Below are 25,288 nucleotides of genomic sequence, written 5' to 3'. Positions count from 1 at the left end.
CAAAGGTTTTTTTATTTTCGCGTTAGCGCCTGTGTTCGGGCTGTGTTTGTCCAAAGCCAGCCTGAGAACTACTTGGCAATCCCCAAAAAATACCCCTACCTGACAGTGATTTATGACCTGTTTCACGGCCAGTTTTTTTCCTGGTAATTAAGCTTGCCGGGCCGGACTGTGTCTTTCTGGTGGTGATGCCTGCAGGTTTGGTCAGGGATTTTTTGAAATAGAAAAGTGGCGGCGAATCAGTGGTGATGATGTCAGAAGTAATTGGGCGGAAATCCTGGAGTCATTTGCTTGCCGGCTTGCTGCTGAGCGCTTGGTCGGTTTTTTTTACGCCGCAGGCGCTGGCCGATCACAACTGCCCCACTTTTCCCGATAACCCGGCAAACTTCAATATTCTGGATCACCGCGCTGCAAGCAGCTGGTGTGTGCTGTGTGGCGATGGTCAGGTGACCCTTGAAATCCGTGTGCCCGCTATCCGCAGTGGCGGCCAGGGAATCCAGCATATCGAAAACATCGTCGTCAGCGAAAACCTGGGTACCTCGGAGCTGGAATATATTCCCGGTTCCACTTCCGTGAGCGCCGGGGTGGTGCTGGGCGAACCCACCATCAGCGGCACCACCATTCGCTGGGATCGCACGGACCTGTCCGCGCTGGCCGCGCGTAACGAAAACACCACCATGACCATCACCTTCGGTGTGCGCAGCCGGGTCAACCGGGAAGAGGAACTGGTGGTCAACAACCGCACCCTGAACGCCAGTGCATCCTTCGACTACTGCAGCTATCCCACCACCACGGATACGGACAGGCTGGTGTTGGCTATCCGCGAGCCGCTGCCGTCCATGGACAAGCGCGGGCGGAATGTGGATGCGGCCCAGAGCAACTACACCAATGACGTCTACGGCAATATCCATGATGATGTTATCTGGCGTATCCGCATCTCGAACAGTGGCCTCGCAGATATGCAGGATGCGCGCTTCGACGATTTGATGACCAACCCGAATATGGATATCAATTATGCCTGTCCGAGTGAAAGTGCTGCGCTCGCAGTTGCCAATAACAATGGTAACAATCCCGGCGGTACCGGCTGTATAGCGGCGGCCAATAACATCAATAATTTCTCACTGAACGGCAACTTTGCCAGTGGGCCCGGGCGTACCGATGTGCCGGCGGGAGGCAGTCGCGACATCTACCTGGTGGGCAAGGTGAACAGTTCCTGCAGCGACGGCACCAATCGGGTTTCGGATCTGCAGTGGGGCTGTGAAATTGATGCGGATACCGGCGTTGGTGGTATCTCCTCTCCAGCCACCGGAAGTGCGCCGGGCGCCGATACGGAGACACTGTTTGCCCGGGTGGCAACGGATCTCACTGTTACCCAGGCGATCACCGGTACCAACCTCAATCAACCACTGGGCGCCGCCGGGTTTGTGACCATTACCCTCAACAACCGGACGGGGGGATCGGTCAGGGATATCCAGTTTGTCAGCGACCTGCCCGATGAGTATGTGGTGGACACCACCTATACCCCGCGGATCACCCGCCAGCGGCGGGGTATTGACGGCCACGGGGCCAATTACGGCGCAAACTACCCGGGCATGGCGGACACACTGCAGTGGCGTGTGGGCAGTAACTGGAATCAGTGGGACCCCAACCCGCTCAACAACAACCGCCCGGAGTTCCGTCTGCTGAGCAGTAGTGTGCACCCGCGCTATGCCGATCAGCGCAATATGATGCGCTTTGGGGATGAAATCCAGATCCGTTTTCGCATCGTCACCACCGAGCCGGGCTTTTACGACAAGGCCGCCGACCTGGATGTCGAGGAGGAGACGGCGGCCAATGGTCTGGACCCCAACAGCAATCTGCGCTTGGCCGACAATGTGCTCAGCATCGATTACGAGGATTTTTGTCCCGGCACCAATCCGCCCACGCAGATCGAGCGCCAGCCGGTCACACCGGACCCGGAAGATCTGGATATCAGCACCGTTTACCCTCTGTATATCGTGCGCGACAGCGGCACTTCGGAACTGACCGTGGACGTCACCAACAACGGCGGCCACGACGCGGACAATTACGCGGTGTATGTCACCTTTGGCGAGGCCATGCGGGTGCTGTCCAATAACCGCGCCTGTACGGCTGTGGGAAATCCAAACCCCGGCACAGTGCCCGCACACCCGCTGTGGAACCAGCCGGATTACCTGCCCGCCTCCGCAACCGTGTATCGCTGTAGCAACCTGGGCGGTGTGATCGAACCGGGCACCACCGAGCGCATTTTATTCCAGGTGGAGAAAAATCACTCCGCCACCGATGACGACCTCACCTTTCGCGCGGATGTGGTGGGGGAGATTGCGCTGTCTGATGGCACCCCGCTGACCTTTCCCGAGCCGGCCACCCTGGCGCAGACAACCCCCAACAAGCAACTGGCCAACAACTATACCCTCGACGGTATGCGCGCGCGGGTGATGGGTTTTAATCTGCGCAAAGACCGCGCCGACGCCTGCAACGAGCTGACCGGCGAGGCCGCTTTCCCCAACAGCAGTGTCCTGATCGGCGAGGAGTGCCGCTTCGAAATTCAGGCCGGTGGTTGGTTTGGTTTTGACACGCCGGGATTTACCCTGATCGAGGTGCGCGATATCGATGTGCGCGACGACCTGCCGGACGGCCAGGGCTATATCGCCGATAGACTGCTCAACTGTGCCGACGTCACCCTGCCGCACCCGGTCTCCCAGGCCAACTGTGTGGTGATTCCCGGCAGCGATATCGTCGAGAGCGGCGGCCTGAATATCCCCCTCAGTGAAACGGACCTGCTCTGGGATATCAGTGCCAGCATCAGCGCGCGGGATCGCTGGTTTCTCTCGGATATGACCACCCGTTTGCTCAATGATCCCGTGGACACGGAAAACGTCGACCCCAACCAGCACGTCAACCCCAGCACCGACTATGGGCGGGCCCGGTTCACCGCGGTGTTCGATAGCGAAACTCTGGTGGTGGACAATTACAACACCAGCGGCATCCTGACCAATATCGACGGCGTGCCCACCACAGTGCCGGGCTTTCCGGATATCAGCGAGTGGTCGGAGTCCGTGACCGTTACCGAGCCCCGCATCGAGGTGGATAAAAAAGTCTGTAACGAAAACCTCTACGGTGCAGGGATCAGCTGCAGCAATTTTGTCGACTTCACCAACGAGGGCCACCGGGACCAGACTTATATTTTCCGCCTGACCCTGACCAATCGCGCCGCCGACAATGGCGTCAACCGCGCACCGGCCTACGACCTGGTGGTGACCGACACCCTGGATGCCAGCGGGCAGATGTGTGTGCAGCCGCTGGATAGCGACGGCCTGGACAACGACGGCGACGGCGCTGCGGAAACTGCCCCTGGCGATGACGGCCTGGTGGGCATCACCGCCGGCGCGAATGACTATGTCATCGCCAGCCACTGCAGCGATGGCGGCACCCCGGCCATTGTCACCTTTACCTACGAGCACTCCTCCGCCCTGGAGCGCATCAACCCCGGCGACTCGGTGACCCTCTACTACCGGGTGAAACCCCACCCTTCCGTAGCGCCACTGCAGACCTTTAACAACAGCTTCTTCGCCCGCTACGACAGCCTGCAGGGGGATTTCGGCAACCAGAGCGTGCCGCAGATCGACAGTGACGGGGATAACGATGGAGTCGGTGACGGCACCCCCGCCGCCGGGCGCGCGCGCCACTACCGGTCCGCGGATGCGAATGCGCAGATGCAGATTATCCCCGTGCAGGCGGAGCCGAAACAGGCTGTGGCATTGTCCAATGGCACTGCCAGTGGCAGCGGCAGTGATACCGCCGTCGTGGGCGAGGAAGTCCGCTACCGGCTCACCGCAAAAATACCCGCGGCCAAATTGCGCAATTTCGTTATCCGCGATGAGCTGCCGGCGGGCATGCGCTGTATCGAGGGGCAGACGGTCAATCTCGATGCGCCCCCCTATGATGCGGCGGGATTCGTACCCGGTGGCACTGTGAGCGCGACCTGTACCAATACCGGTAGCGCCGACTATGTGGCGTGGGACTTTGGCGATCAGGAAGTCACCATGGTGACTGGCAGCCTGTTTGATTTCCCGGTGGAATTTATCGCCCGCATCGACAACAGCAGCAATACCAATGGCGGCGACCTGCTGCGCAACGGCGGCAGCTACACCACTGCCCAGCTGCGTTACGTGGATGAGGCGGGGTCAACCGTGGTGGTGCCTTTCGATGCCCACGAGATCAGGGTGCAGGAGCCGCAGATCCGCTTGAGCAAGGCATTTGCGGTCGCCAACAGCGATGCGGATGACATCCTGACCGTCACCGTAACAGCGGAAAATACCGGCACCGCGGCCGCCTATAACCTGCAGGTGCTGGACGATCTCACCGGTTCCAAGCTGATTTATGCGGGTAATATCGGCGGCGCCGACCCGCCCCAGAATGTGGATGTCACGACCCTCGGGGCCAATGCCCCGATTTTCAGCTGGAACCGCGGCCATGGGGATTACACCATCGCCAGCGGCGAGAGCAGATCCTTTACCTTCGATGTCCGCGTCGGGCAGGGCGTAGAGCCCCACGAGATTCTGGACAACACCCTCCAGGCCCGCTGGCAGTCCCTGCCGGGCACGGACGTGGCTTTGAACAGCACCAACCGCATTGGCCCCGATGGGGCGGCCGACGGTATGCGCATCGGTGTATTGCCCAACGCCGGCGACGCCATCAACGATTATGAAACCGCCGCCGGTGCCCAGACCCAAGTGCCGCCCCTGCAACTGGTCAAATCCGATCTCGAACCCACTGTCATTCCCACCATTGGTGCGCACAAACAGTTCCAGCTGGAAATCCGTCTGCCGGAGGGCGTCAGCCGGGACCTGGTCATTGCCGACCAGTTGGGCAGCCCGGAAGGCTATGTGCTCAGTCACAATGCCGACTACGACATTACCTATGCGTTTGTGGGTATCGAGAGCATCAATGGCAGCGCGCCCGCCGAGGCGGCATTCAACAGCTTCCCCGCAGATAACACCGCTGGCAATGCCACCTGGAACATTGGCACTGTCGATACCGCCAGTGAAAATGATACCGCCGGCAACGCACTGCAGCCGCTGATCCGCATCACCTATTTTGCCCGCGTCGACAATGACCTGGCCACCAATAGCGGCGACAGCCGCCAGAACGGCGCCGCGCTGAGATACCGCAACGGCGAATCCGGGGCGACGGAAAGCCGCAATGACGATACGCCCCCAGTCACGGTGGTGGAACCGCAGCTCGCGGTCAGTAAAACCGTGCGCAACGCCACCAACCCGGGCAATCTGCCGGTGGGCGGCGATGTGCTGGAATATGTGATTACCGTCACCCACGACGCCGGCTCCAGCGCCGCCGCATTCGATCTCAACCTGGTGGATACACTGCCCCCAGAGCTGCGTTATGACAGCGGCTTTACCCCCACGGCAAGCATTGGCGGCACCGCCGTTGCCGGCTTTGTGGCGACGCCGGCGGGGGCCCCCAGCGGGCCCCTGGTGTGGGGCCGGGGAAATGGCGACAACAGCCTGGACCTGCCCCTGGGCCAGACGCTGGTGGTCACCTACCGCACCCAGGTGGCCGGGGTATTCGGCTCCCCCATCAGCAACAGTGTACTGCTGGACTGGACCTCCCTGGACAACAGCCACATCAACGATCTGGCCTACGAGCGCGACGGCGCCGGCTGCCCGGCCATTGCCACACCGGATGATTACTGTGCGGGTCCGGCGGAGGCCAGTATCGACACGGTGGACAATACCAGTATTGCCAAAACCGTTATCGCGGATACAGATACCGCTTCCCCAGTGGGGACCCTGCGGATCGGCGACAGGGTCACCTATCGACTGACCCTCAACCTGCAGCCGGGCACCACGCCGGCGGTCACCGTGAACGATGCGCTGCCGGCGGGGCTGGCGTTCGATGCCATTGTCAGTGTCAATGGCGATACCAGCGCCCCCTATGATGCCAACCTGAATGGCTTTACCTATTCCGCCATCGCGCTTCCCACTGCGGGAGCTACCGGCACGGTGAGCTGGAACCTGGGGGATATCCGCAGCGATTTTGGCAACAGCAATCCCTTTGTGATCGAGTACACCGCCGAAGTGGTGGCGGGTGCCGGTATCGCCGCGCCCAGCGCGACTTTGACCAATACCGCCGTACTCAATTACACCGGCGCCGCCGCCAGTCTGCAGGACAGCGCCACTATCACGGTATTACAGCCGCTGATCGACGGCCTGACCAAAACCGATGCCACCTGGCCCAACGCCCACCTGAATGTGGACCCGGCCAACGACCTGATGCGGTTTACCCTGCACGCCTGCAACTCCGGGTTGGCGCCGGCCTACAACCTGTCCCTCACCGATGACCTGGCCACCCAGATGGACCAAGGTTCCATCGCCAATTTGCAGGTCACTGCCGGCGGCACATTGCTGACCCAGGGCAGCGACTACACCTATACCCCGCCGGCCAGTCGCGGCGACGCTATGGGGTTCAGCTTCCAGGCGCCCATCGCGCCGGGGAGCTGTCTGGATATTGATTACGAGATCGGTTTTTACACCGATATCGGCGGCGGCGAAAACTGGATAAACACCTTTGCCGTCGACGAATTCTGGTCACTGCCGGCTAACACTGGCGAGCGGTATGCACCGGTTCCCCTGGCAACGCCCTATCCCATGGGCACTGTGGCCACTGCGGTGACCGCGCCCCGGAAATCCCTGCAGACCGCCGCCAGCGCCGCAGTGGGGGAGGCAGTGGTGTACCGCATCCAGGTACCCGGCAGTGCCACCACGGCGGCCATTTACGATGTGGACATAACCGATGTCCTCGACCCCGCCCTGGAACTGGTGCAGCTGCGGGAGATCAACGGCCTGGCCTTTACGGATAACAGCAGCGGCAACAATATCGCCCTGGGCCTGGAACTGATTCCCGCCGGCACAGTGGCTGTGTTCGAACTGCGCGCCCGGGTCGCCAACAACGCCACCGCCCAGGCGGGCTACAGTGTCGACAACCGGGCCGCCTATACCTATGCCGTCAGCAGAGGGGGAGCGCCACAGGCCGGCGGCAGTGGCACTGCGCCCACTCTCACCATTGTGGAACCGGAGTTGTCCGCAACGGCAACTGTTGCCAACCGGACCAGTCCCGGCAGCGACCCGGATGCGGGCGATATGCTGCGCTTTACCCTCGATATCGCCGCCGCCGGCGATCCACAGAATGCCGATGCCTACGACCTTTCCATCCGCCAACAGCTGGCTCTGGGTCTCGCCTTTGTGCCGGGCAGTGCCGCCTTTGGTGGTGCCCCCCAGGCCGATCCCATCCTCAGCGGGGATGGTGTCGCCGCGGCGCAGTCACTGGCGTGGAACCGCAGCAACAGCGACCTGGATATCGCCGCCGGCGGCAACCGTCAGCTGGTGTTCGACGTGGTGGTACTGGACAGCGTACTCGCCTCAGCTTCCCTGTCCGCCGCGGGCCGTATCGAGTGGACCAGCCTGAATGAAGACAACAGCAGCCCCTATGAGCGCGACGGCGCCGACGGTGTCGGCGGCCTGAACGACTATGTGCTGGAAAATATTGCCGCACAGCTCACCGCCGCCAATTACAGCGCATTGAGCAAAACCCGTATCGATGACAGCTACGGCAGCGGCGATGCCCAGTTGCGTGTAGGCGACCTGGTGGACTATGAGTTGCGCCTGTCGCTGCCGGAAGGCAGCGCCCCCGGGGCGGCCATTGTAGATACTCTGCCCCGGGGCATGGTGTTCGAGGGCACACTCGCCGTCAACGGCGTGACCACAGCCCCCTTCGCCGCCACAGCGCCCTTTGTGCACGGCGATATCGCCGAGCCCGCCCAGAGCGGCGACCCCGCCACTGGGCCCACCACCCTGCGCTGGTCCATCCCGGACCTGCGCAACAGCGGTGACAACAATGCCACCAACGATGTGTTTGTACTGCGCTACCGGGCGCGGGTGCTGAACCGGGATGTGCATCCCTGGCCCGCCGACAGTACCCCCCTGACCAATCGGGTGCAGTTCAGCTTCGACACCGCGACCGGCACCGAAACCCGCGTCGACAGTGACAGCCTGGATCTGCGCCAGCCGGAACTGGTGGTGGGCATCAGCTCCAGCCCCGCGGACGGCAGCACCCTCGCCGTGGGGGACAGCATCGATTACACCATCACCCTGACCAACAACGGCTCGGCGCCGGCCTATGATCCGGTGTTCCGGGATAGTATCCCCGCCGGCCTGCGCCAGGGCGGTATCGATGTGCAGTCCATTCTGGTCAATGGCGCCGCGGCCCCGCTGCTCGCCCCCGGTTTCGACAGCGCCACCGGTGCGGCGGTGTGGGATTTCTCCGCCGGCACCGGCTACGCCATTCAACCGGGCCAGGTACTGCAGATGGTGTATCGGGTGCAGGCGGATGCCAACCTGGGGGCGGGCCTCAATCTGCAAAACGCCGCTTTCGTGGAGGTCTATTACTCCCTGGACGACGACAACCTGCCGTCTTTGGGCGCCACTGCGGTGAGCCAGGCCATGCGCGAGGACTATGGCCCCACCGCGCCGGTCAGTGTGCGGTTCAATACCCCCAATGCGGCGCCGCTGTCGATTGCCAACACCCAGTCCAGCGCGGCTATCGGCGAACCGTTCAATTACCGCATCACCATTCCGGAAACTCCGCAGCCCACCGCCCTGCACGATGTCAGCGTACTGATGGACCTGGGCGCCTCTGCCGCGGAACTGGAATTTGTCGGCGCCGCAAGGGTGTCCGGCGGCAACCCGTTTACGCCGCAAAACACCGGATCGGCCACAGCACTGGTGATTGCTGATACCGGCGGCGGTATCGATGTGCCGGCGGGGCAGCAGGTGGTGATGGATGTGACCCTGCGCCTGCGGGACAGCAATCCGCCCAATCTGGACGGCCTCACCTTCACCAATAGCGCCAGTTACCGCTACAACTACGACAATGACAACCCGGCCGCGGGGCAGGGCACCGGTGCCGGAAACACCACCCCGGCCATGAGGGTGGTGGAGCCCACCGCGATTACCCTCACCAAAAGCGGACCCGCCAGCGTGCAGTCGGGCCTGCCGGGCCGCTTTACCCTGGACCTGCACAATATCGGCACAGGTCCCGCCTGGGATATGCGCGTGTCCGACAGGCTGCCGGACAACAGTCCCGGCGGCATGTGCGCAACCCCGCCGGATAACTTTGCCGCGCAGATTACCGACGGCGCGGGCAATGGGGTTGCCACACTGGCCGAGGGCACCGATTTTGATGTCGCCTTCGATCCGGCCAGCTGCACCCTCAGCCTGACCACCCGGGGGGCAGCGGCGATGCTGGCCGCGGACCACCACCTGCTGCTGCGCTACGACGCCTATCTGGATGCGGATACCCGCGACGGCGATACCCTGACCAACATTGCCGGTGTGACAGGCTGGCACAGCTGGGACAGCACCATGCCGGAAGTGCGCCAGTACACGCGCCCGGCACCCACCGATGGCACCCCCGGCGTCCTCGACCATGAGGATGCCTTTACGGTCAGCGCCTCGGTGCCCAGGGTGACCTTCTATAAAACGGTGGAAAATATTACCCGTGGGGACAATCCCACCAACCTGGCCAGCCCCGCGGAGGTTTTGCGCTATACCCTCACCCTCGCCAACCTCAGCGGGGCCGCGGTCAGCGGTATTGCAATCAGCGACGACCTCGGCCGCCTCAACAGCCTGCCCCTGTTCCGTTCGGGTTCACTGCAACTGATCTCGGTGCCGGCGGGCGCTGACAGCAGCGGCACCAGTGCCACCGGTGGTACCCATGGCAGCGGCCTGCTGCAGGTGAACAGCCTGGACCTGGCGGCGGCGGGCAGCGCCGGTGATCGCCTCCAACTGGTCTACCAGGTAACCCTGGCGGATGTGATCGACAGTGGCACCCAGGTGCTCAACCAGGCCCAGGTGCAGCTGCCCGGCCAGTTGCTGCGGGACAGTGACGACCCCAATATCAACGGCGTCGACGACCCCGACCTGGCCGGGGATGAAGACCCCACCCGGGTGGTGATCGAGTCGGGGCCGCTGCTGCTGGTGCACAAAACCTCGGCGGACTTAACCGGCGACCCGGACCTGCTGATGGTGGGGGACACCCTGCGCTACACCCTGCGGGTGGAAAATACCGGCAACGAAAACAGTGTCGATGCGCTGCTGCGTGACCAGGTGCCCGCCAACACCACCTATGTCCCCGGCTCCACCACCATGAACGGCACAGCGCTTGCGGATGTGGGGGCGCTTCGCCCTCGTCGCCGGCCTGCAGATCAACACCGCCGGCGAGGCAGCCGGCATTATCGGCGCCGCGGCCAGTGGCGCGACGGCGGCGGTGATTACCTTCGATGTCACCATCAACGACGTCAGCGACGGCACCATTATTTCCAACCAGGGTTTTTTGAATGGCGAAGGCGCGGGCAGCGGTCCCTTCGCGGAAGTGCCCTCCGACGACCCCGACACCAGTGTGCCCAATGACCCCACCATCGATATTGTGGGCGATGTGCCATTGCTGGTCGCCCACAAGACCGTGGCCATTGCCGTGGACAACCTGTCCCCCGGGATAGTGGACCCCGGCGACGTACTCCGCTACACCATTGCCATTCACAACCAGGGCGGCGTGGATGCCACCCGGGTGATACTCAGGGACCAGGTGCCCGCCAATACCACTTATGTGGCTGACAGTACCCGCCTCAACGGTATCGCCGTGGCCGACAGCGGCGGTGCACCGCTGGAATCCGGGCTGCCGGTTTCCTCCGCCGACCTGACGCCGCCACTGCCAGCGGCGGACGGCGGCGTGATCACTGCCGCCCGCAGCGCCACAGTGACCTTCGAGGTGACGGTCGATAGCGGCACCGCCACCGGTACCGTGATCAGCAACCAGGGCAGCGTCACTGCAGCGGAACCGCCTTTGACCCTCACCGATGCGGACGGCAACCCCGCCAATGGCGCCCAGCCCACCCAGGTGGTGGTGGGCGATGCGCAGCTGCTGTCCATCGTCAAGGAAGTGACGGTGGTGGGCGGTGGTGCCGCCGAGGCCGGCGCGGACCTGGAATACCTGGTGACCATTGCCAATATCGGTGCCGTGCCGGCGACCCGGGTGCGCATCAGCGACGACCTGGCCACTGCCGGCGACGGCGTTCTCAGCTACGTTGTAAATTCCGCCACGCTCAACGGCCGGGTTGACGGCATCAGTGTGAGTGGCACGGTGATCAGTGCGGATTACGCCGCGGTTTATGGCGACCTTCCCCCGGGCCAAAGTGCCAGCCTGCGCTTTCAGGCCAGGCTCTCGGACAGCCTGGCCATCGGCTACCGGGTGCTCAACACCGCCGAGGTGCAGTGGAACAATCCCGCCTCCAGCAACCGGGCCAGTGTCGCCATCGATGTGGGCGGCACTCCAGGTATCGCCAACCTGGCCGGCTACCTGTGGCACGACGTGAATTTCAATAGTCGAGCGGATGTGGACGAGCGCCTGCTGTTGAACTGGAGTGTGGATCTCTATTTCAATGACGCCCTGCTGGAGACGGTGCAGAGCGATGACAGCGGTTATTTCCAGTTTCGCGGGCTGGCGCCCAACGGCGCCGCCGGTCCCGGCTATGAGATACGCTACCGGGCCCCGGATGCCGGGGAGAACACCGCCTCCCTGGGCAATACCAGTTCCAACTTCACCAATGGCCCGCAGCGCATTGGCGATATAGTGGCCGGGTCCGGCGCCAATCCGCAAAACCTCAACCTGCCCATCACCCCCAATGGTGTGATCTACAACTCGGTGCTGCGCCAGCCCATCGCCGGCGCCACCCTGACCCTGCTGCGCGCCAGTTCCGGCCAGGCGCTGCCGGATCGCTGTTTCGACGACGACAGGCAGCAGGGCCAGGTGACCCGCGCGGGCGGCTACTACAAATTCGACATCAACTTCAGCGATGCCGCCTGTCCGGCGCGGACGGATTACCTGATTCGGGTGAACATTGCCGATGACAACTATGTGGGTGGCGAATCCCTGATCATCCCCGCGCAGACCCATGGCGAAACGGCCGGTTTCGACGTGGGCGCCTGTCTCGGCAGCAGCGCCGACCGGATACCGGGCACCACGGATCACTGCGAGGTGCAGCTGTCCGCCCAGCTTCCACCGCTGGATGTGGCGGCCCGCGATGCGGCCACCGATTACTACCTGCGCCTGACCCTGGACGACGACCGGATTCCGGGGGAGAGCCAATTGTTCAACAACCATATTCCCATGGACCCCCAACTGGAGGGCGCGCTCTCCATTACCAAAACCGCCGCACTGCTGAACGTGACCCGCAGCCAGCTGGTGCCCTACACCATTACCTTCGGCAACACCCTGTCGATACCGCTCACCGACCTGCAGCTGGTGGATTTCTTCCCCGCCGGCTTCAAGTATGTGGCCGGCTCGGCGCGCCTGGACGGCGAGCCGGTGGAGCCGGTGATGAACGGCCTGCAGCTGATCTGGCCGGACCTGCGCGTGGAGGCCGAGCAGACCCGCGAACTGAAACTGCTGCTGGTGGTGGGCTCCGGTGTGGGGGAAGGCAAATATATCAACCGCGCGCGCCTGTTCAACCAGCTCTCCGGGCAGCTTGCCTCCGGCGAGGCCTCCGCCACGGTGCGCGTGGTGCCGGACCCCACCTTCGACTGCACCGACGTGATCGGCAAGGTATTCGACGATAAAAACAGGAACGGCTACCAGGATGCCGGCGAGGGCGGCCTGGCCGGCGCGCGGGTGGTGAGTGCCACCGGCCTCAATGCCACCGCCGATGCCCACGGGCGTTTTCACATCACCTGCGCGGTGGTGCCCAATGCCGACCGCGGCTCCAATTTCGTGCTCAAGCTCGACGACCGCAGCCTGCCCAGCGGCTATCGCCTCACCACGGAAAACCCGCGGGTGATGCGGGCCACCCGGGGCAAGATGGTGAAGTTTAACTTCGGTGCCAGCCTGCACCGGGTGGTGCGCCTGGATATGGCCGAGGCGGTGTTCGAGCCGGACAGCACCGGCTTGCGCCCCCAGTGGCGGTCCCGTATCGACCTGCTGCTGGAAAAACTCGGCGAGGCGCCCTCCGTATTGCGCCTGTCCTACCTGGCGGAAAATGAGGCCCCGGACCTGGTGGAAGCGCGTTTGCAGGCCATCAAGGCGGAGATTGCCGATGACTGGGCGCGCGCGGATAGGGACTACGAACTGACGATTGAAACTGAAGTCTTCTGGCGGCGCGGCGCGCCGCCCGGTAAGGGGGGGTTGCAGTGATGTCCTCTGCAATAGGTAATAAAACCGCCAGATCCGGGGTGTTCAGTGGCCTCAAAGCCTGCGTCCGCAGGGGTCCACACCACTGTCTCGCCAGTGCTGTCGCCCTCGCCCTGGCCCTGTCCCTGCCGGCTCAGGGCCGCGCCGCGGACGCGCAATCCCAGCCGGAGGAGTCCAGCTGGTGGCAGTTGTGGCAGAAAATTCCCGGCCTGGCGCCGGAGGTGGAGGAGCCAGAGGCCGCATTCGAGGAAAAACCCATCGGCAGCAACACCGAAGGCATGTTGCTGCGCGCCCCCGAGCACCAGTGGCTGCAGGATGCCACCAGCTTTATTGCCGCCGCCGACCCCGTCGTGGTGGAGGACTTTATCCAGCCGCTGACCTTTACCGGGGTTGAGGACAGGCTTGCCGACGGTGCCGTGGCATCACTGCGGGAAAAACTGCGCGAGCTGGGTCCACAGCCCAACTTCAAGCTGCACTTTATCGGCCACACGGACGCCGACCCCCTGGATCCGGCACTGGTGGCGGAATACCGGAGCAAGGAGGCATTGACCCTGGCCCGCGCCCGCTTTGTGGCGGACTTTTTCCAGCGCGCCCTGGCACTGCCCGGGCAGAGGATTGCGGTTGAAGGCCGCGGTGATAAGGAGCCGATCGCCGATAACATCACCACCGCGGGGCGGCAACTGAACCGCCGCGTCCAGGTGCTGGCCACCTATGACGCCCTGGACGAGGAAGCCATGGCCGAACGCGCCCGCGCCCAGGCGCTGGCATTGAACCGCGTCCAGGTGTGCCGCCAGGAAACCGTGTGCAGGCTCAGTTACACCGCCGGCAGCGAGCAGCGCGCGCGCTTGAAAAACCTGCTGACCCCCCTGCGCCTGGCGCCGGGGCAGGTGGACCTGCCCGACGGCTTTGTGCGCCGCCTGCGCGAGGTGCGCGCCAACCTGGCGGACAAGCACAACCTGGTGATGCACTTTGTCGGCCATACGGACGGGGCTCCACTGCCGGAGGGTCCTGCGCAGCGCTACCGGGACGCCGCGGCGCTGTCGCTGGCGGAGGCTCGCCGGGTGGCTCTGGCGGTGCGCGACAGCCTGGGATTGCCCGATAGTGCCGTCACCTACAGCGGCAAGGGCGCCAGCCAGCCCATCGCCGCCAACGACACCCCCAAGGGGCGCGCCCTCAATCGCCGTGTGGCAGTGGAATTCTGGTACGACGACCCCCTGGAGATTCAGACCGACGGCGTGCAGGCCTGCCCCGAAGCGGCGGCCGCGGAAACCATCACCATCGCCCACGAATCCCCCTCCGGGCCACTGCCACCTATCCGCTTTCGCGACGGCGACCCGGAGATTACCGCAACCCAGTTGCAGCGGATGCGCAGTGTCATGGCCGAGGTGGCCAGCAAAGCCAATGTGCGCCTGAGCTTTATCGGTTACAGCGACAACCAGCGCATGGAGCGTCGCGAGGCCATGGTGTATGGCGATGATGTCGGCCTGTCCCGCGCCCGCGCCCGCCGCGCCATGGCCCGGGTACAGCAACAGCTGGGGCTGGACGACACCCAGGTGACCTTCGACGGGCGCGGCTATGTGCAGTCCGACGATGTGGTGCGCGACGGCTTTGTACAACTGGACGACGCGCGGGTGGAAGTACAGGTGCTCTACGATGAGCTGGCCGTGCTGGCCGACAGCGACCGCCTGGCAATAGAGCGCATCAACCGTGAGGCCCTGGCCAACAATCCCTATGCCCTCAACCTGATGCGCATCACCGTGGATGGCAGCCCGGAATATGACCCCTACAAAAACTCCGCCGACCTGCAGCGCTGTACCGACGTGGCCCTGGACCATGCCAATATCCAGTTCCGTTTCGACAACAAGACCATGCAGCCGCGCCTCAATGTCACCGCCTGGCCCAACAGCATCCGCTACGCGGACAATCCGGATACCGAAATGGCGGATAACCGGGTCCAGTTCCGCAGCTATACCAACTATCCGTCCTTTATCGAGCGGGCCGAAGTGCGCCTGTTCGAAGCGGACCAGTCCCCCCGCGATACCCCTGTCGCCGTGGTGCCCCTGGACAGCAATGGACGCGGGGCCTGGCAGGCGGAGTTCAGCGCTTTTCAGGCACCGCTGAAAAAACTGCACTACCTGCTGCGGGTGTACGACCAACAGGGCCGCTACGACGAAACCGATGCACAGACACTGTGGCTGGTGGACACCATCGAAGCCCCCGCAGAGGCGGTGGATGTGGGCCGGGAACTGCTGGTGGGCTACGGCGAAAACCGCCTCGCCCGGCGCAATATCCCCCTGGACGGCAACAGCGTGCTGGTCAACGGCGCCCAGGTGCCACCGGGCCACAGTGTCTGGCTGGCGGGCAACCCGGTGCCGGTCAATCCGCGGGGGGAGTTTGTTGCCGAACAGATATTCGCGCCGGGTACCCACACGGTGGAAGTGGCGGTTCTGGATGGGGGCGGCAATGGCGAACTGTTCTTGCGCGATCTGGAATTTGCCCGCAGTGACTGGTTTACCGTGGGGATTGCCGACCTCACCATCGGCTATGACAAAACCAATGGCCCGGCGGCACTGGTCACCGGCGATGAAACCCACTATGACAATGCCGTCAGCTATGACGGGCGCCTGGCGTTTTACACCAGCGGCGGTTTCGGCGAAGGCTGGCGTCTCGCCGCCAGTGCCGATACCGAAGAGGGACCGGTGGACGACCTGTTTTCCAACTTTATGGAAAAATCCCCCGATGCGCTGTTTCGCCGCCTGGACAGCGATCTCTACTACCCCACTTTCGGCGACGATGCCACCGTGGTGGAGGACGCGCCCACCTCCGGCAAATTTTATCTGAAACTGTCCAAGTACGATGACTATGGCCTCTGGGGCAACTTCAAGGCCACCTATGCCGACAACGAACTGGCACAGATCGACCGCGCCCTCTATGGTGCCAACGGCCATTTTGAAAGCGACGATGTGACCAGCTTTGGGGAAAAGCGCTTGCAGGTGGATGCCTTTGGCGCCGAGCCCGGTACCGTCGCCGGCCGCGACGAATATCGCGGCACCGGCGGTTCCCTGTATTTCCTCCGCCACCAGGATATTCTGAGCGGCTCCGAGCGGCTGCGTATCGAAGTGCGGGACAAGGATTCCGACCTGGTGCTGGGGGTGAAAAACCTCTCCCCGGTGATCGATTACGATATCGACTACCTCCAGGGGCGGGTGCTGCTGAACAAGCCCCTGTCCGCCCTCGCCAACGACAACCTGCTGATCCAGGACGGCTCCTACAACGGCAACCCCCAGTACCTGGTGGCCCGCTACGAATACACCCCCGGTTTCGAGGAAATCAATACCCTGGCCTTTGGTGGCCGCGCCCACTACTGGTTGGGGGACAGCGTCAAACTGGGTATCAGTGGCACCCGGCAGGACGAAGAGGGCAACGAGAGTGCCCTGCAGGGATTCGATCTCACCCTGCGCAAAAGCGCCGGCAGTTGGCTGAAAGTCGAAGTGGCGGACAGCACAGGGGGCAACCTGGACAGTACCAGTTCCCTGGACGGTGGTTTCAGCTTTGACAACGGACAGAGCTTCGATCCCGAAGCCAGTGCGGGCGCGACCAAACTGGAGGGCAGCCTGCAACTGGGCGACCTGTTCGAAAACCTGCCCGGTTCCGCCAACTTCTATCACCAGGAGCGCCAAGCCGGTTTCTCCGGCCCCGGTCAGTTTGTACAGGGCGACACACTGCAGTACGGGGCCGGTGTCAATCTGCCCCTGGGCGAACGCCTGGACCTGGGTCTCAAGGCCGACAGCAGGGAAGAGGAGTTCGGGTTGCAAACCCGTGCCCTGGACCTGGCCCTGGGCTACCGCCTCAACGACCGCTGGCGCCTCAGCTCCGGGGTGCGCAGGGACCGCCGCGAGGATTTCTCCACCGCGGTTCCCGCCACCCAGACCCAGGGGGAGCGCACCGATATGGCGGTGGAGGCGCGCTACGATTCCGGAGAAGACTGGAGCGCTTTCGGCTTTGTGCAAAATACCCTGGAAGTAACCGGCAACCGCGAGGACAACAATCGCATCGGCGTCGGCGGCGCCTACCGGGTCAGCGAACGCCTGGCCCTGGACAGCGAGGTATCCGGCGGCGATACCGGCATGGCGGCGCGCCTGGGGTCCGATTTTCTGGTCAGTGACAGGACCAGCCTGTACCTGAATTACACCCTGGATAACGAGCGCAGTGATACCGGCGTGCGGGCGCGCAAGGGCAATATGAGCACCGGCTTCCGCAGCCGCTACTCCGACAGCCTCAGCATTTACGGCGAGGAGCGCTACAGCCACGGCGATGTATCCACCGGCCTGACCCATGCCCTGGGGGTGGACCTGGCCCCCAGCGACCGCTGGACCTACGGCACCACCCTGGAGGCGGGTACCCTGGAAGATCCGCGCACCGGTGCCAAAACCCAGCGCAACGCACTGGGCTTCAATCTGGGCTACAGCCTGGAGACAGTCCGCCTCGCCGCCGCAGTGGAGTACCGCACCGACGCCATGGAAACCGCACTGGATGAAACCACCGTGACGGAATCCCAGCGGGACACCTGGCTGCTGAAAAACACCCTCAGCTACCAGCTCAATCCCGACTGGCGCCTAGTGGGCAAACTCAATTACTCCGACAGCCGCAGTTCCCAGGGGGAGTTCTACGATGGCAGGTTTACCGAAGCGGTGATGGGCTACGCCTACCGCCCGGTGCATCACGACCGCCTCAACACCCTGATGAAGTACACCTACTTCTACAATGTGCCGACCCGGGACCAGGTCACGGTGCAGAACACCTCCGCGGAGTTTATCCAGAAAAGCCATATTTTCTCCATGGACGCCAGCTACGATCTCACCCGCCGCTGGACCCTGGGGGGCAAGTACGCCTACCGCCTCGGCCAGCTCAGTCTCGACAGGCAGGACCCGGAGTTCTTCGACAGCCGCGCCAGCCTCTATGTGCTGCGCGCCGACTGGCACTTCGTGAACCGCTGGGATCTGCTGATCGAAGGGCGCCTGCTGGACCTGCCCGATGCCCAGGACAGCCGAAGCGGTGCCCTCGTCGGTTTGTACCGGCACCTGGGGGAGCAATTGAAACTGGGGGTTGGCTATAACTTTACCGACTTCTCCGATGACCTCACCCAGCTGGATTACGACAGCCAGGGGGTGTTTGTGAATATGATCGGAAAGTGGTGATTACAGAGAGCGCTCTGAAACGGCGGAACACTTTATCTTTTCTGTCTACACGCCAGTAAAAATAAAGTTTTCCGCCTTCTCATACTCATACGATAAGCAATTTGTTTCTGCCGGAAACCGGTTGGCCACTGGTCTTTGGCACCGGTGTTGTCGAGCCCGGTGCCCAGTTTAAGCTACCGGGGTCGTTATCAAGGTGATAAGTGGCATTGAGCGGTGCCGCATCGTCTCCATCGACTTCGTCAAAGCTGCTTGCGGGGAGGTCAAGGAAAATTCTGATCACTCCCTGTATTGGTTTTCAAGATTTGATCCTGATGCTTCCCTTTTTATGCTGTTCAACAATCGTATAGGGCAGGACAACGGTATCTGTAATCGTACATGCTGCTATGTCCAATACGTAGAAGCCAAGAGCCCAGTCAAAATGTGGGTAACCGGGGTTTGAATTTAATTTGCAGAGATTGTATGACACCCCGCCATAGGCTCGTGATGTCTCCTCACACTGGGTTTTTTGACGTTTCAGAGCACTTGCAATTTTGTTATCCGAACTCGATAGGGAAGTAAAAGTTCCACAGCCAGTAACAATCAACGAAAAAACAATAATATAGATTTTATGCACTTTTTATTCTCCATTTCTAGTAAAGCCACAGGCGGTGGGTTAGAGTGCTTGGACGAGGGCTAGGTTCCAAAGGAGCTGCATTTTTGCGGGCTTATGTCCTTTCCCTGAAGTGCGCCCATGGTACTGTCGGCTGTTATTATTGTCGAGACTTCAATGTGTCGGCGTTGATATCGGCATAGCAGCGCGCCTGGGGTCTGATTTTTTGCTCAGCGACAGGGCTATGCTCTGTTTGCATACACTGTGGATAACGAGCATTGCGATAGTGTCAATCCAGAGGCGCCACATCTTCTCCGTGGAAGCCAGCTACGACCTCACCCGCCACTGGACCCTAAGGGGCAAGCACGCCTACCGCCTCGGCCAGCTCAGTCTCGATAGACAGGAGCCGGAGTTCTTCGACAGCCGCGTCAGCCTTTATGTGCTGCGTGCCGACTGGCATTTCGTGAACCGCTGGGATCTCCTGATCGAAGGGTGCCTGCTGGATCTGCCCAATGCCCAGGACCGCCGCAGTGGTGCCTTTATCGGTTTGTGCCGGCACCTGGAGGAGCAATTGAAACTGGGAATTGGTTATCACTTCACCGACTGCTCCGATGATCACACCCAACGAATTACGCCAGCCAGGCGGTGCTTATGAATATGATTGGCAAATGGCGATGACGGGGTCTTACGAGAGTAGGCCCACAAGTCCAACAGCCCTCTTTTCTATCCGATTGTATTTTTATATTGATTTCACAATGGGTGAAGTATTTGAAAGTGATGTCTGGTTTATTCAGTAGTAACAATTTATTTGAAATCTATCAGTCAGCGGAGTAGTCTTTTTCCGATTTTATAAATTTTGCGATGCTATCCAAACTCTCAGTCGGTGAGTTTTTGATGGCACTGAGAGTTTCACCATCCTCTAAGGCCTTATCCATGCTCACTTTAGTACCTTCCCGACTGTAATTGTTCAAATTTTTCAGTGATTTTTTGCCCTTTGTAGCATCATCTCATCTTTGGCCTAGCCTAGAGAGAATGCTAATATGGCGAATTGTGGCCAAATCAGGCCGTATGATTGCTGGTATCCTCGCCTATCCTTGATTTGTCGATAGGTTGTGAGCTTGTTTGGATGGGCCTGTGTGACCTGAGTAAACTTTGACAGCTTGTGAATCAAAAGAGAAAGGATCAACTTGAACGTTGATCATATTCTTTTCCTAAACTGTGTAGAATAACTGAACTGAACTGAACTGAACTGATATGTTCTGTCTGGACCAGTGATTCATACGTATTGAGCTATCAAACTATCGGACGAAAAAAATTGACAATGCTGTGAATCAAAGTTGGTAACAGTATTTTACAATTTTGATTGTCTTGCTTTTAGTGGTGTCCTGAAAGGATGTTTGTTTGAATGCAAAACGATTCGGATTTATCCCAAATGACTTGTTGGAATTGTGTCACAAATCACAAATTAATTGACGCAAGATATCACGCAGGAATTGTTCTTTAAGGGTTTTTCTGGAAAGTATCTGCTATGGTGTGTTTTCTTTTTTTAAAAGGGAATTTATGATGGCAGTTAAGCGTAAATGTTTGGTAATAACAGCGGTCGTATTTTTGGTTGTCAACCCGTTGTTGGCTCTGGCTGGTACTTTGTCGACAAGTATCGAGCTGAAAAATAATACCTCATCGGATAAAACATTGATTGATGGAACCAATACCACTGGTATTGTTACCCCATTGTTTCCAAGTCCTGCACTTGCGAATAGTACCACTTTCCATACCTCTATCTCAAATGGTCTGGCAGATGCGGGTGTTTTGACCTATCAATCCTGCAGGTTCAACTGGTCGGTTATTGCGCTTGGAGCCGCCTACACATTTTCAATTGGTGCTGAACCCTCATCACGGTGCAGCTCTGAAGTTCTGGTGCAAAATGTCTTTACCGGGGAATATCAAATAAGATTTAATATTGACGGTTGAGCCTCTGTGCCGCCCCAATTTTTGGGGCGGGTTGCTGTTGTATTCTGGAAGATCCCTTTACTCCAATTTTACAGTTTCATTGCTGAATAGCTATTAGTTGGCAAACTCTAGAGGAAATCAGGCTATTCGTTAAAAATAGGCTGAAAAAAGGGAAGGGCGCTTCAAATAGGTGGTAATGATAATTCATACCAATAAAAATTCTAGAAATTTCCTGTTTCTATACAATAAATAATATTTAAATGTAATGTCTCGGTTTTGGATTGGTTTGTATTGTCAGGCAAGTGCAGATGTGTGACGTGCTATTTGTATTGGAAATCAAAGCCAGAGTCGATTAACAATATATTCTCCAATTATCGAGTCTTTACCTGTCGCCTGAAAAGATCATCCAGATATCTGTGGATAAGGAATAAAATAATGAGAATGCAGTTACTAGGTGCTATTTGTATCCTGATTATCGCCACTGGCGCTCAAGCCGTAGGTCGAGTTCCGGTAACTTCGGAAATATTCAAAGCGCAAGACTCAGCAAGAATAGCTTCTGATATGACATTTGATATTGTGCGCTCGCGGGTTCTTCCCAATGGCAAACGCATTACCCGGCTGCGGCAAACCCATTGGGGAATCCCGATTTGGGGGCAAACAGTTACTCGTTCAGGAGAGGGCTCAGGTGCGCAACTGTATGGTGATATCGTAACCGGATTACATCTTGAGCTGCCCAAGGTACAGCCTGAGATCAAGCCAGAGCAAGCGCTGGAACGGGCGATGACTCGATCCACTAACCTGCGTATGCAACAAAATCCCCTTTCAAACGCACTCCCGCTTTCAGCACTCAAACTGCTGTCCCGGAACCAGAGTCAGGAGCTCTATATTTACATTGACTATCTTAACAGGGCGCGTCTCTCTTATCTGGTCAACTGGGTTGAGTATGGCGATCAAATATCACGACCATTCTACTTTATTGACGCACTTAGCGGTGAAGTTTTAGAGCACTGGGAAGGCATAAACCATCTGGAGGCTACTGGGCCAGGCGGGAATGAGAAAACAGGACAGTATCTCTATGGCATCGACTTTCCGTCTCTCCAGGTGGACAATGACTGCAGGATGGATACCACCAACGTTGAAACTGTCAATATGGAGCACAAGCGGGAGGGGGGTACGGTTTTTCAGTTTACCTGTCCGAATAATACCTACAAAGCGATTAACGGCGCTTACTCGCCATTAAATGATGCCCACTTTTTTGGGAATGTCATATCCAATATGTATACTGATTGGTACGGTATTGCCCCTCTGACGCATAAAATGCGATTACAGGTGCATTATGGTGAGGATTATGTCGGTGCTAACTGGGATGGTACCCAGATGAACTTTGGCGACGGGGCCTTCGTTACCTACCCGCTGGTTAGCCTTGATGTGATTGCCCATGAAGTTGCGCACGGGTTCACTGAACAGAACTCGCATCTAAGCATCTGGAATCAACCGGGGGGTATTAATGAATCTTTTTCAGATATCGCTGGTGAAGCTGCCGAGTTTTATCTGTACGGCAGTAATGACTGGCTTGTTGGTCAAGAAATTACCAGAAATGAATATTGGGGAAGAGACGCAATACGGTATTTTCAAGATCCTACCTTAGATGATTACTCCATTGGCCATGCCTCCGATTACCAGGAGGGCTTTGACCCCCATGGCAGTTCTGGGGTGTTTAATCGGGCTTTTTACCTGATGGCGAACAGCAGTGGCTGGGATACCCGGCATGCTTTTGATCTCTTTGTGTTAGCCAATCAGATGTACTGGAATACAGATTCCAGTTTTATTGAAGGTGCCTGTGGTGTTTTATTTGCAGCCAATGACCTTGGCTATGATGCGGCGGTGGTTGTTAATGCCTTCGATACCGTAGGCGTTCCCACCGCGAGTTGTGCCAGTAATTAGCCGTTGCCAGAAAATAGCAAATTGATCTTCCGGTTGTAAGTCAATAGGTTACTTTACAAGTTTCATCGAAGTGTATTTGGTAGAAAACGCACCTTGTCCGTTCTGAGCAGGGTGCTTCATCGGTCATTACCGACTTCATATTGTCCGCCTGGCAGTGCTCTGTTATATGTAGTGGAAACTGGCATAAGCATTCAGGAAAATACAGCATCAGACTTACTTTTGTTAGTTTATTATCCCGCCAGGCGAGGATGTAAACTACGCGCCTTCGGCAGTCACAACTGATGTCACTGTGCTTTGGGTTGACGTCTACCGGTTTCAGAAATCACCCTGCAGATTAATCTCGCCCCGTCGTGTATGAACAATGCAAGTAAATTATCCCGGTAGGGTGGATTAAAAAAGGAATGACTAAATGGTGTAGTTGAATAATTTTGGCTGTACCAAAAATTCTTTTTTTATAGATTGTCTAATAAAATATTCTCGAACTATTCGATATTTTCAACAACCTGTAAAGATCAAGGTCTCAAAAACATCTCGTTTGCATTGCTGTAGTTCAATGACTGTGATAGAAACGCTATCACCGTCTTTTTTACGATAGGTAATTGCCAGAACACAAAAGGAGTTTGTAGTTGGCTAGCATCTCTCGTGTATCTGTAGCTCTGTTTTTTCTGTGTTTAACAGCCTGTACCCCGTCGGAGCGAAATAATCCCCAGCGTTTTGTCACTGAATATGGGCTGGGGCCCGATAAGTGGGCCACGGCCTGGCTGCTTACGCGGCATGTGGACACCAATGGGTCTTTGGTGGTTGTAGAGCAGGGCGCAAGCTTACCTGCCGGCATTGCATTTGATACGCCCGTCTCTGAACTTCGCCGAATAGAGAATCGCACGGCTTTTGAGGTAACTCGGGATACCTACGGGATAGGTAACCCGGTTGTCCAGGATCTGGTGGGCATTGTGCACGATATTGAAGTCAATTTCTGGGGGGCGGATAAAACCCGGGAAGCTCAGGTTGTGGAATCCGCATTCAGGGACCTGCAGGAACGATATGGCAGAGACCGTGTGCCGGCGGAGTGTTATCTCACGTTTTTTGACCGAGTCTTTTCTGCCTTGGGGCAGAGTCAGGCCGCGGGGGCCCCGATACAGCAGGGAGACTTAACGGTGACCTGTGATAGAGACGCCCAGCTCAACCTGGTATCCGCCGCGGCTGCCGTGCAAGAAATGCCGATTGCTGAGCTTCTCGGTGAATTGCAGCGGGGGAAAAACGTTGTCTTTGTGGATGTGCGGGAGGCTGCGGAATTTGCAGAGGCTCATATCCCCCATGCGCTCAACATCCCCCTGCGCGAGCTTGATGATCAGGCCATAGCACAGCTGCAGGCGGCGGATTATGTTGTCAGTTACTGTGTCAAGGATTTTAGGGGGTTTGAAATGGCAAAAGCGCTGGCCCAGGCGGGCATTCAGCGCTCTGTGATTTTAAAGCCCTATGGGATTAAAGGCTGGGTTGCACAGGGCCTGCCCACAGTGGGTTCCCGGGCGTTGAGCCAGGAACAGGCTTTACGGCAGTTTGATCGTTGTATCTCCCAAGGCCAGTGCTCCGGTTTTGGTACTTAGCGCGTTTTTGAAAAGTGGGTATGCTCGGGATCAGGGCGTAATGAAAAGCACAGTCACAAGCATTTTCCTGGCACTTATCGCCATCGTCGCGATGGCAATCCCTCTGTTTGCATGGTGGACCTCAGTGGGCAATCCGGCGGACTATTTTGTTGGTTACTCACCGCCGGGGCAGAAATTATATATTTTTTCCAAGCTGGCCGGATTGATGGCGATCTGTGTATTTTGGCTTCAGTGTTTGCTGGCACTGACCAAGCGGCTGGCCGGCCCGGCCTACAGGGCAGCGTGGAGTAGCAGGTCTCATCGGTTACTTGGCATTGTGACCTTCTCCCTCGCCTTTCTGCACGTCGCACTTTTCTTTGCAGCAGCGTCAGTACGGGCAGGCAAACCCGCCTGGGGGCTGTTTTTGCCGAATTTCACCCAGGGCTATTTTAATCAATCGGTGAGTTTGGGATTGATCGCGTTTGGGCTGTTGTGTGTCGGCTTCTTTGCCGGGTGGAAACTGGCATCGGGCAGGGGGAGATGGCGGATTGGGCACTACCTCTGGATCATCGTGTTTCCACTGGTGTTTCTGCACGCTACAGCCATTGGGACGGAATCGCAGATGTCATTAATGATGTATTTCCTGGTGTCGATGTCCGCCACATTACTGGTTATTGGTGTGGCCAGGTTCAGGGGGCTGTTCACACTCAACCAGAAAGGCAGTGCCTGGTAAAAAGCCCGATTTTGAT

10 protein-coding genes are annotated in these 25,288 nt (G+C 59.0%); 8 read left to right on the top strand and 2 right to left on the bottom strand.

Annotated features, from left to right (window positions below; genetic code table 11):
- Positions 1 to 245 precede the first annotated feature (245 nt).
- From M8T91_RS11495 to M8T91_RS11485, 3 genes are read left to right on the top strand one after another with little or no spacing between them, the layout of a single operon-like run.
- The gene (locus M8T91_RS11495; protein ID WP_301414302.1) at positions 246 to 10,502 is read left to right on the top strand and encodes an isopeptide-forming domain-containing fimbrial protein; all 10,257 of its coding nucleotides are present in this window, start codon (positions 246 to 248) and stop codon (positions 10,500 to 10,502) included.
- Positions 10,465 to 13,278, top strand: a complete 2,814-nt coding sequence (locus tag M8T91_RS11490) for a hypothetical protein (RefSeq protein WP_301419079.1) — start codon at positions 10,465 to 10,467, stop codon at positions 13,276 to 13,278. Before M8T91_RS11495 ends, M8T91_RS11490 begins: the two co-directional genes overlap by 38 nt.
- Positions 13,278 to 18,473 carry an OmpA family protein gene (locus M8T91_RS11485; RefSeq protein WP_301414301.1) on the top strand — a complete coding sequence of 1,732 codons (5,196 nt, stop codon included), beginning with the start codon at positions 13,278 to 13,280 and terminating at the stop codon, positions 18,471 to 18,473. The genes M8T91_RS11490 and M8T91_RS11485 overlap by 1 nt, the downstream gene beginning before the upstream one ends.
- 85 nt (positions 18,474 to 18,558) lie before the next feature.
- Here the strand turns inward: M8T91_RS11485 and M8T91_RS11480 are convergent, their stop codons facing one another.
- Positions 18,559 to 18,753, bottom strand: a complete 195-nt coding sequence (locus M8T91_RS11480; protein ID WP_301414300.1) for a hypothetical protein — start codon at positions 18,751 to 18,753, stop codon at positions 18,559 to 18,561.
- Between the two features lie 15 nt (positions 18,754 to 18,768).
- Positions 18,769 to 19,086: a YceK/YidQ family lipoprotein gene (locus M8T91_RS11475; RefSeq protein ID WP_301414299.1), complete on the bottom strand. Its 318-nt coding sequence runs from the start codon at positions 19,084 to 19,086 to the stop codon at positions 18,769 to 18,771.
- 139 nt (positions 19,087 to 19,225) lie between these two features.
- Here M8T91_RS11475 and M8T91_RS11470 point away from each other — a divergent pair, with 139 nt between their 5' ends.
- The 5 genes from M8T91_RS11470 (at position 19,226) to M8T91_RS11450 (ending at position 25,272) form a co-directional block, all read left to right on the top strand.
- On the top strand, positions 19,226 to 19,717 hold the full coding sequence (locus M8T91_RS11470) for a hypothetical protein (RefSeq protein WP_301414298.1): 492 nt from the start codon (positions 19,226 to 19,228) through the stop codon (positions 19,715 to 19,717).
- 905 nt (positions 19,718 to 20,622) lie between these two features.
- Entirely contained in the window at positions 20,623 to 21,033 is a 411-nt protein-coding gene (locus M8T91_RS11465; RefSeq protein WP_301414297.1) for a hypothetical protein, read from the top strand.
- A 414-nt stretch (positions 21,034 to 21,447) separates the two neighbouring features.
- Positions 21,448 to 22,956: a M4 family metallopeptidase gene (locus M8T91_RS11460; protein ID WP_301414296.1), complete on the top strand. Its 1,509-nt coding sequence runs from the start codon at positions 21,448 to 21,450 to the stop codon at positions 22,954 to 22,956.
- A gap of 626 nt (positions 22,957 to 23,582) precedes the next feature.
- Positions 23,583 to 24,560, top strand: coding sequence for a chromate resistance protein ChrB domain-containing protein (locus tag M8T91_RS11455; RefSeq protein WP_301414295.1), 978 nt, complete (start codon positions 23,583 to 23,585; stop codon positions 24,558 to 24,560).
- A gap of 40 nt (positions 24,561 to 24,600) precedes the next feature.
- Complete coding sequence (locus M8T91_RS11450) at positions 24,601 to 25,272, top strand: ferric reductase-like transmembrane domain-containing protein (RefSeq protein ID WP_301414294.1); 672 nt, start codon at positions 24,601 to 24,603, stop codon at positions 25,270 to 25,272.
- Positions 25,273 to 25,288: the final 16 nt, after the last annotated feature.

This window comes from Microbulbifer sp. MI-G (assembly GCF_030440425.1).
GTDB classification, from domain to species: Bacteria; Pseudomonadota; Gammaproteobacteria; order Pseudomonadales; family Cellvibrionaceae; genus Microbulbifer; species Microbulbifer spongiae.
The sequence above is the reverse complement of the archived record's forward strand: the minus strand, read 5'-3'. Positions and strand labels throughout refer to the sequence as shown.

What these genes read in the sequence shown, in the direction of transcription:
- M8T91_RS11495 (WP_301414302.1), top strand. Translation starts at nt 246, where the DNA reads ATGATGTCAGAAGTAATTGGGCGGAAATCCTGGAGTCATTTGCTTGCC.
- M8T91_RS11485 (WP_301414301.1), top strand. Translation starts at nt 13,278, where the DNA reads ATGTCCTCTGCAATAGGTAATAAAACCGCCAGATCCGGGGTGTTCAGT.
- M8T91_RS11465 (WP_301414297.1), top strand. Translation starts at nt 20,623, where the DNA reads ATGATGGCAGTTAAGCGTAAATGTTTGGTAATAACAGCGGTCGTATTT.
- M8T91_RS11460 (WP_301414296.1), top strand. Translation starts at nt 21,448, where the DNA reads ATGAGAATGCAGTTACTAGGTGCTATTTGTATCCTGATTATCGCCACT.
- M8T91_RS11450 (WP_301414294.1), top strand. Translation starts at nt 24,601, where the DNA reads ATGAAAAGCACAGTCACAAGCATTTTCCTGGCACTTATCGCCATCGTC.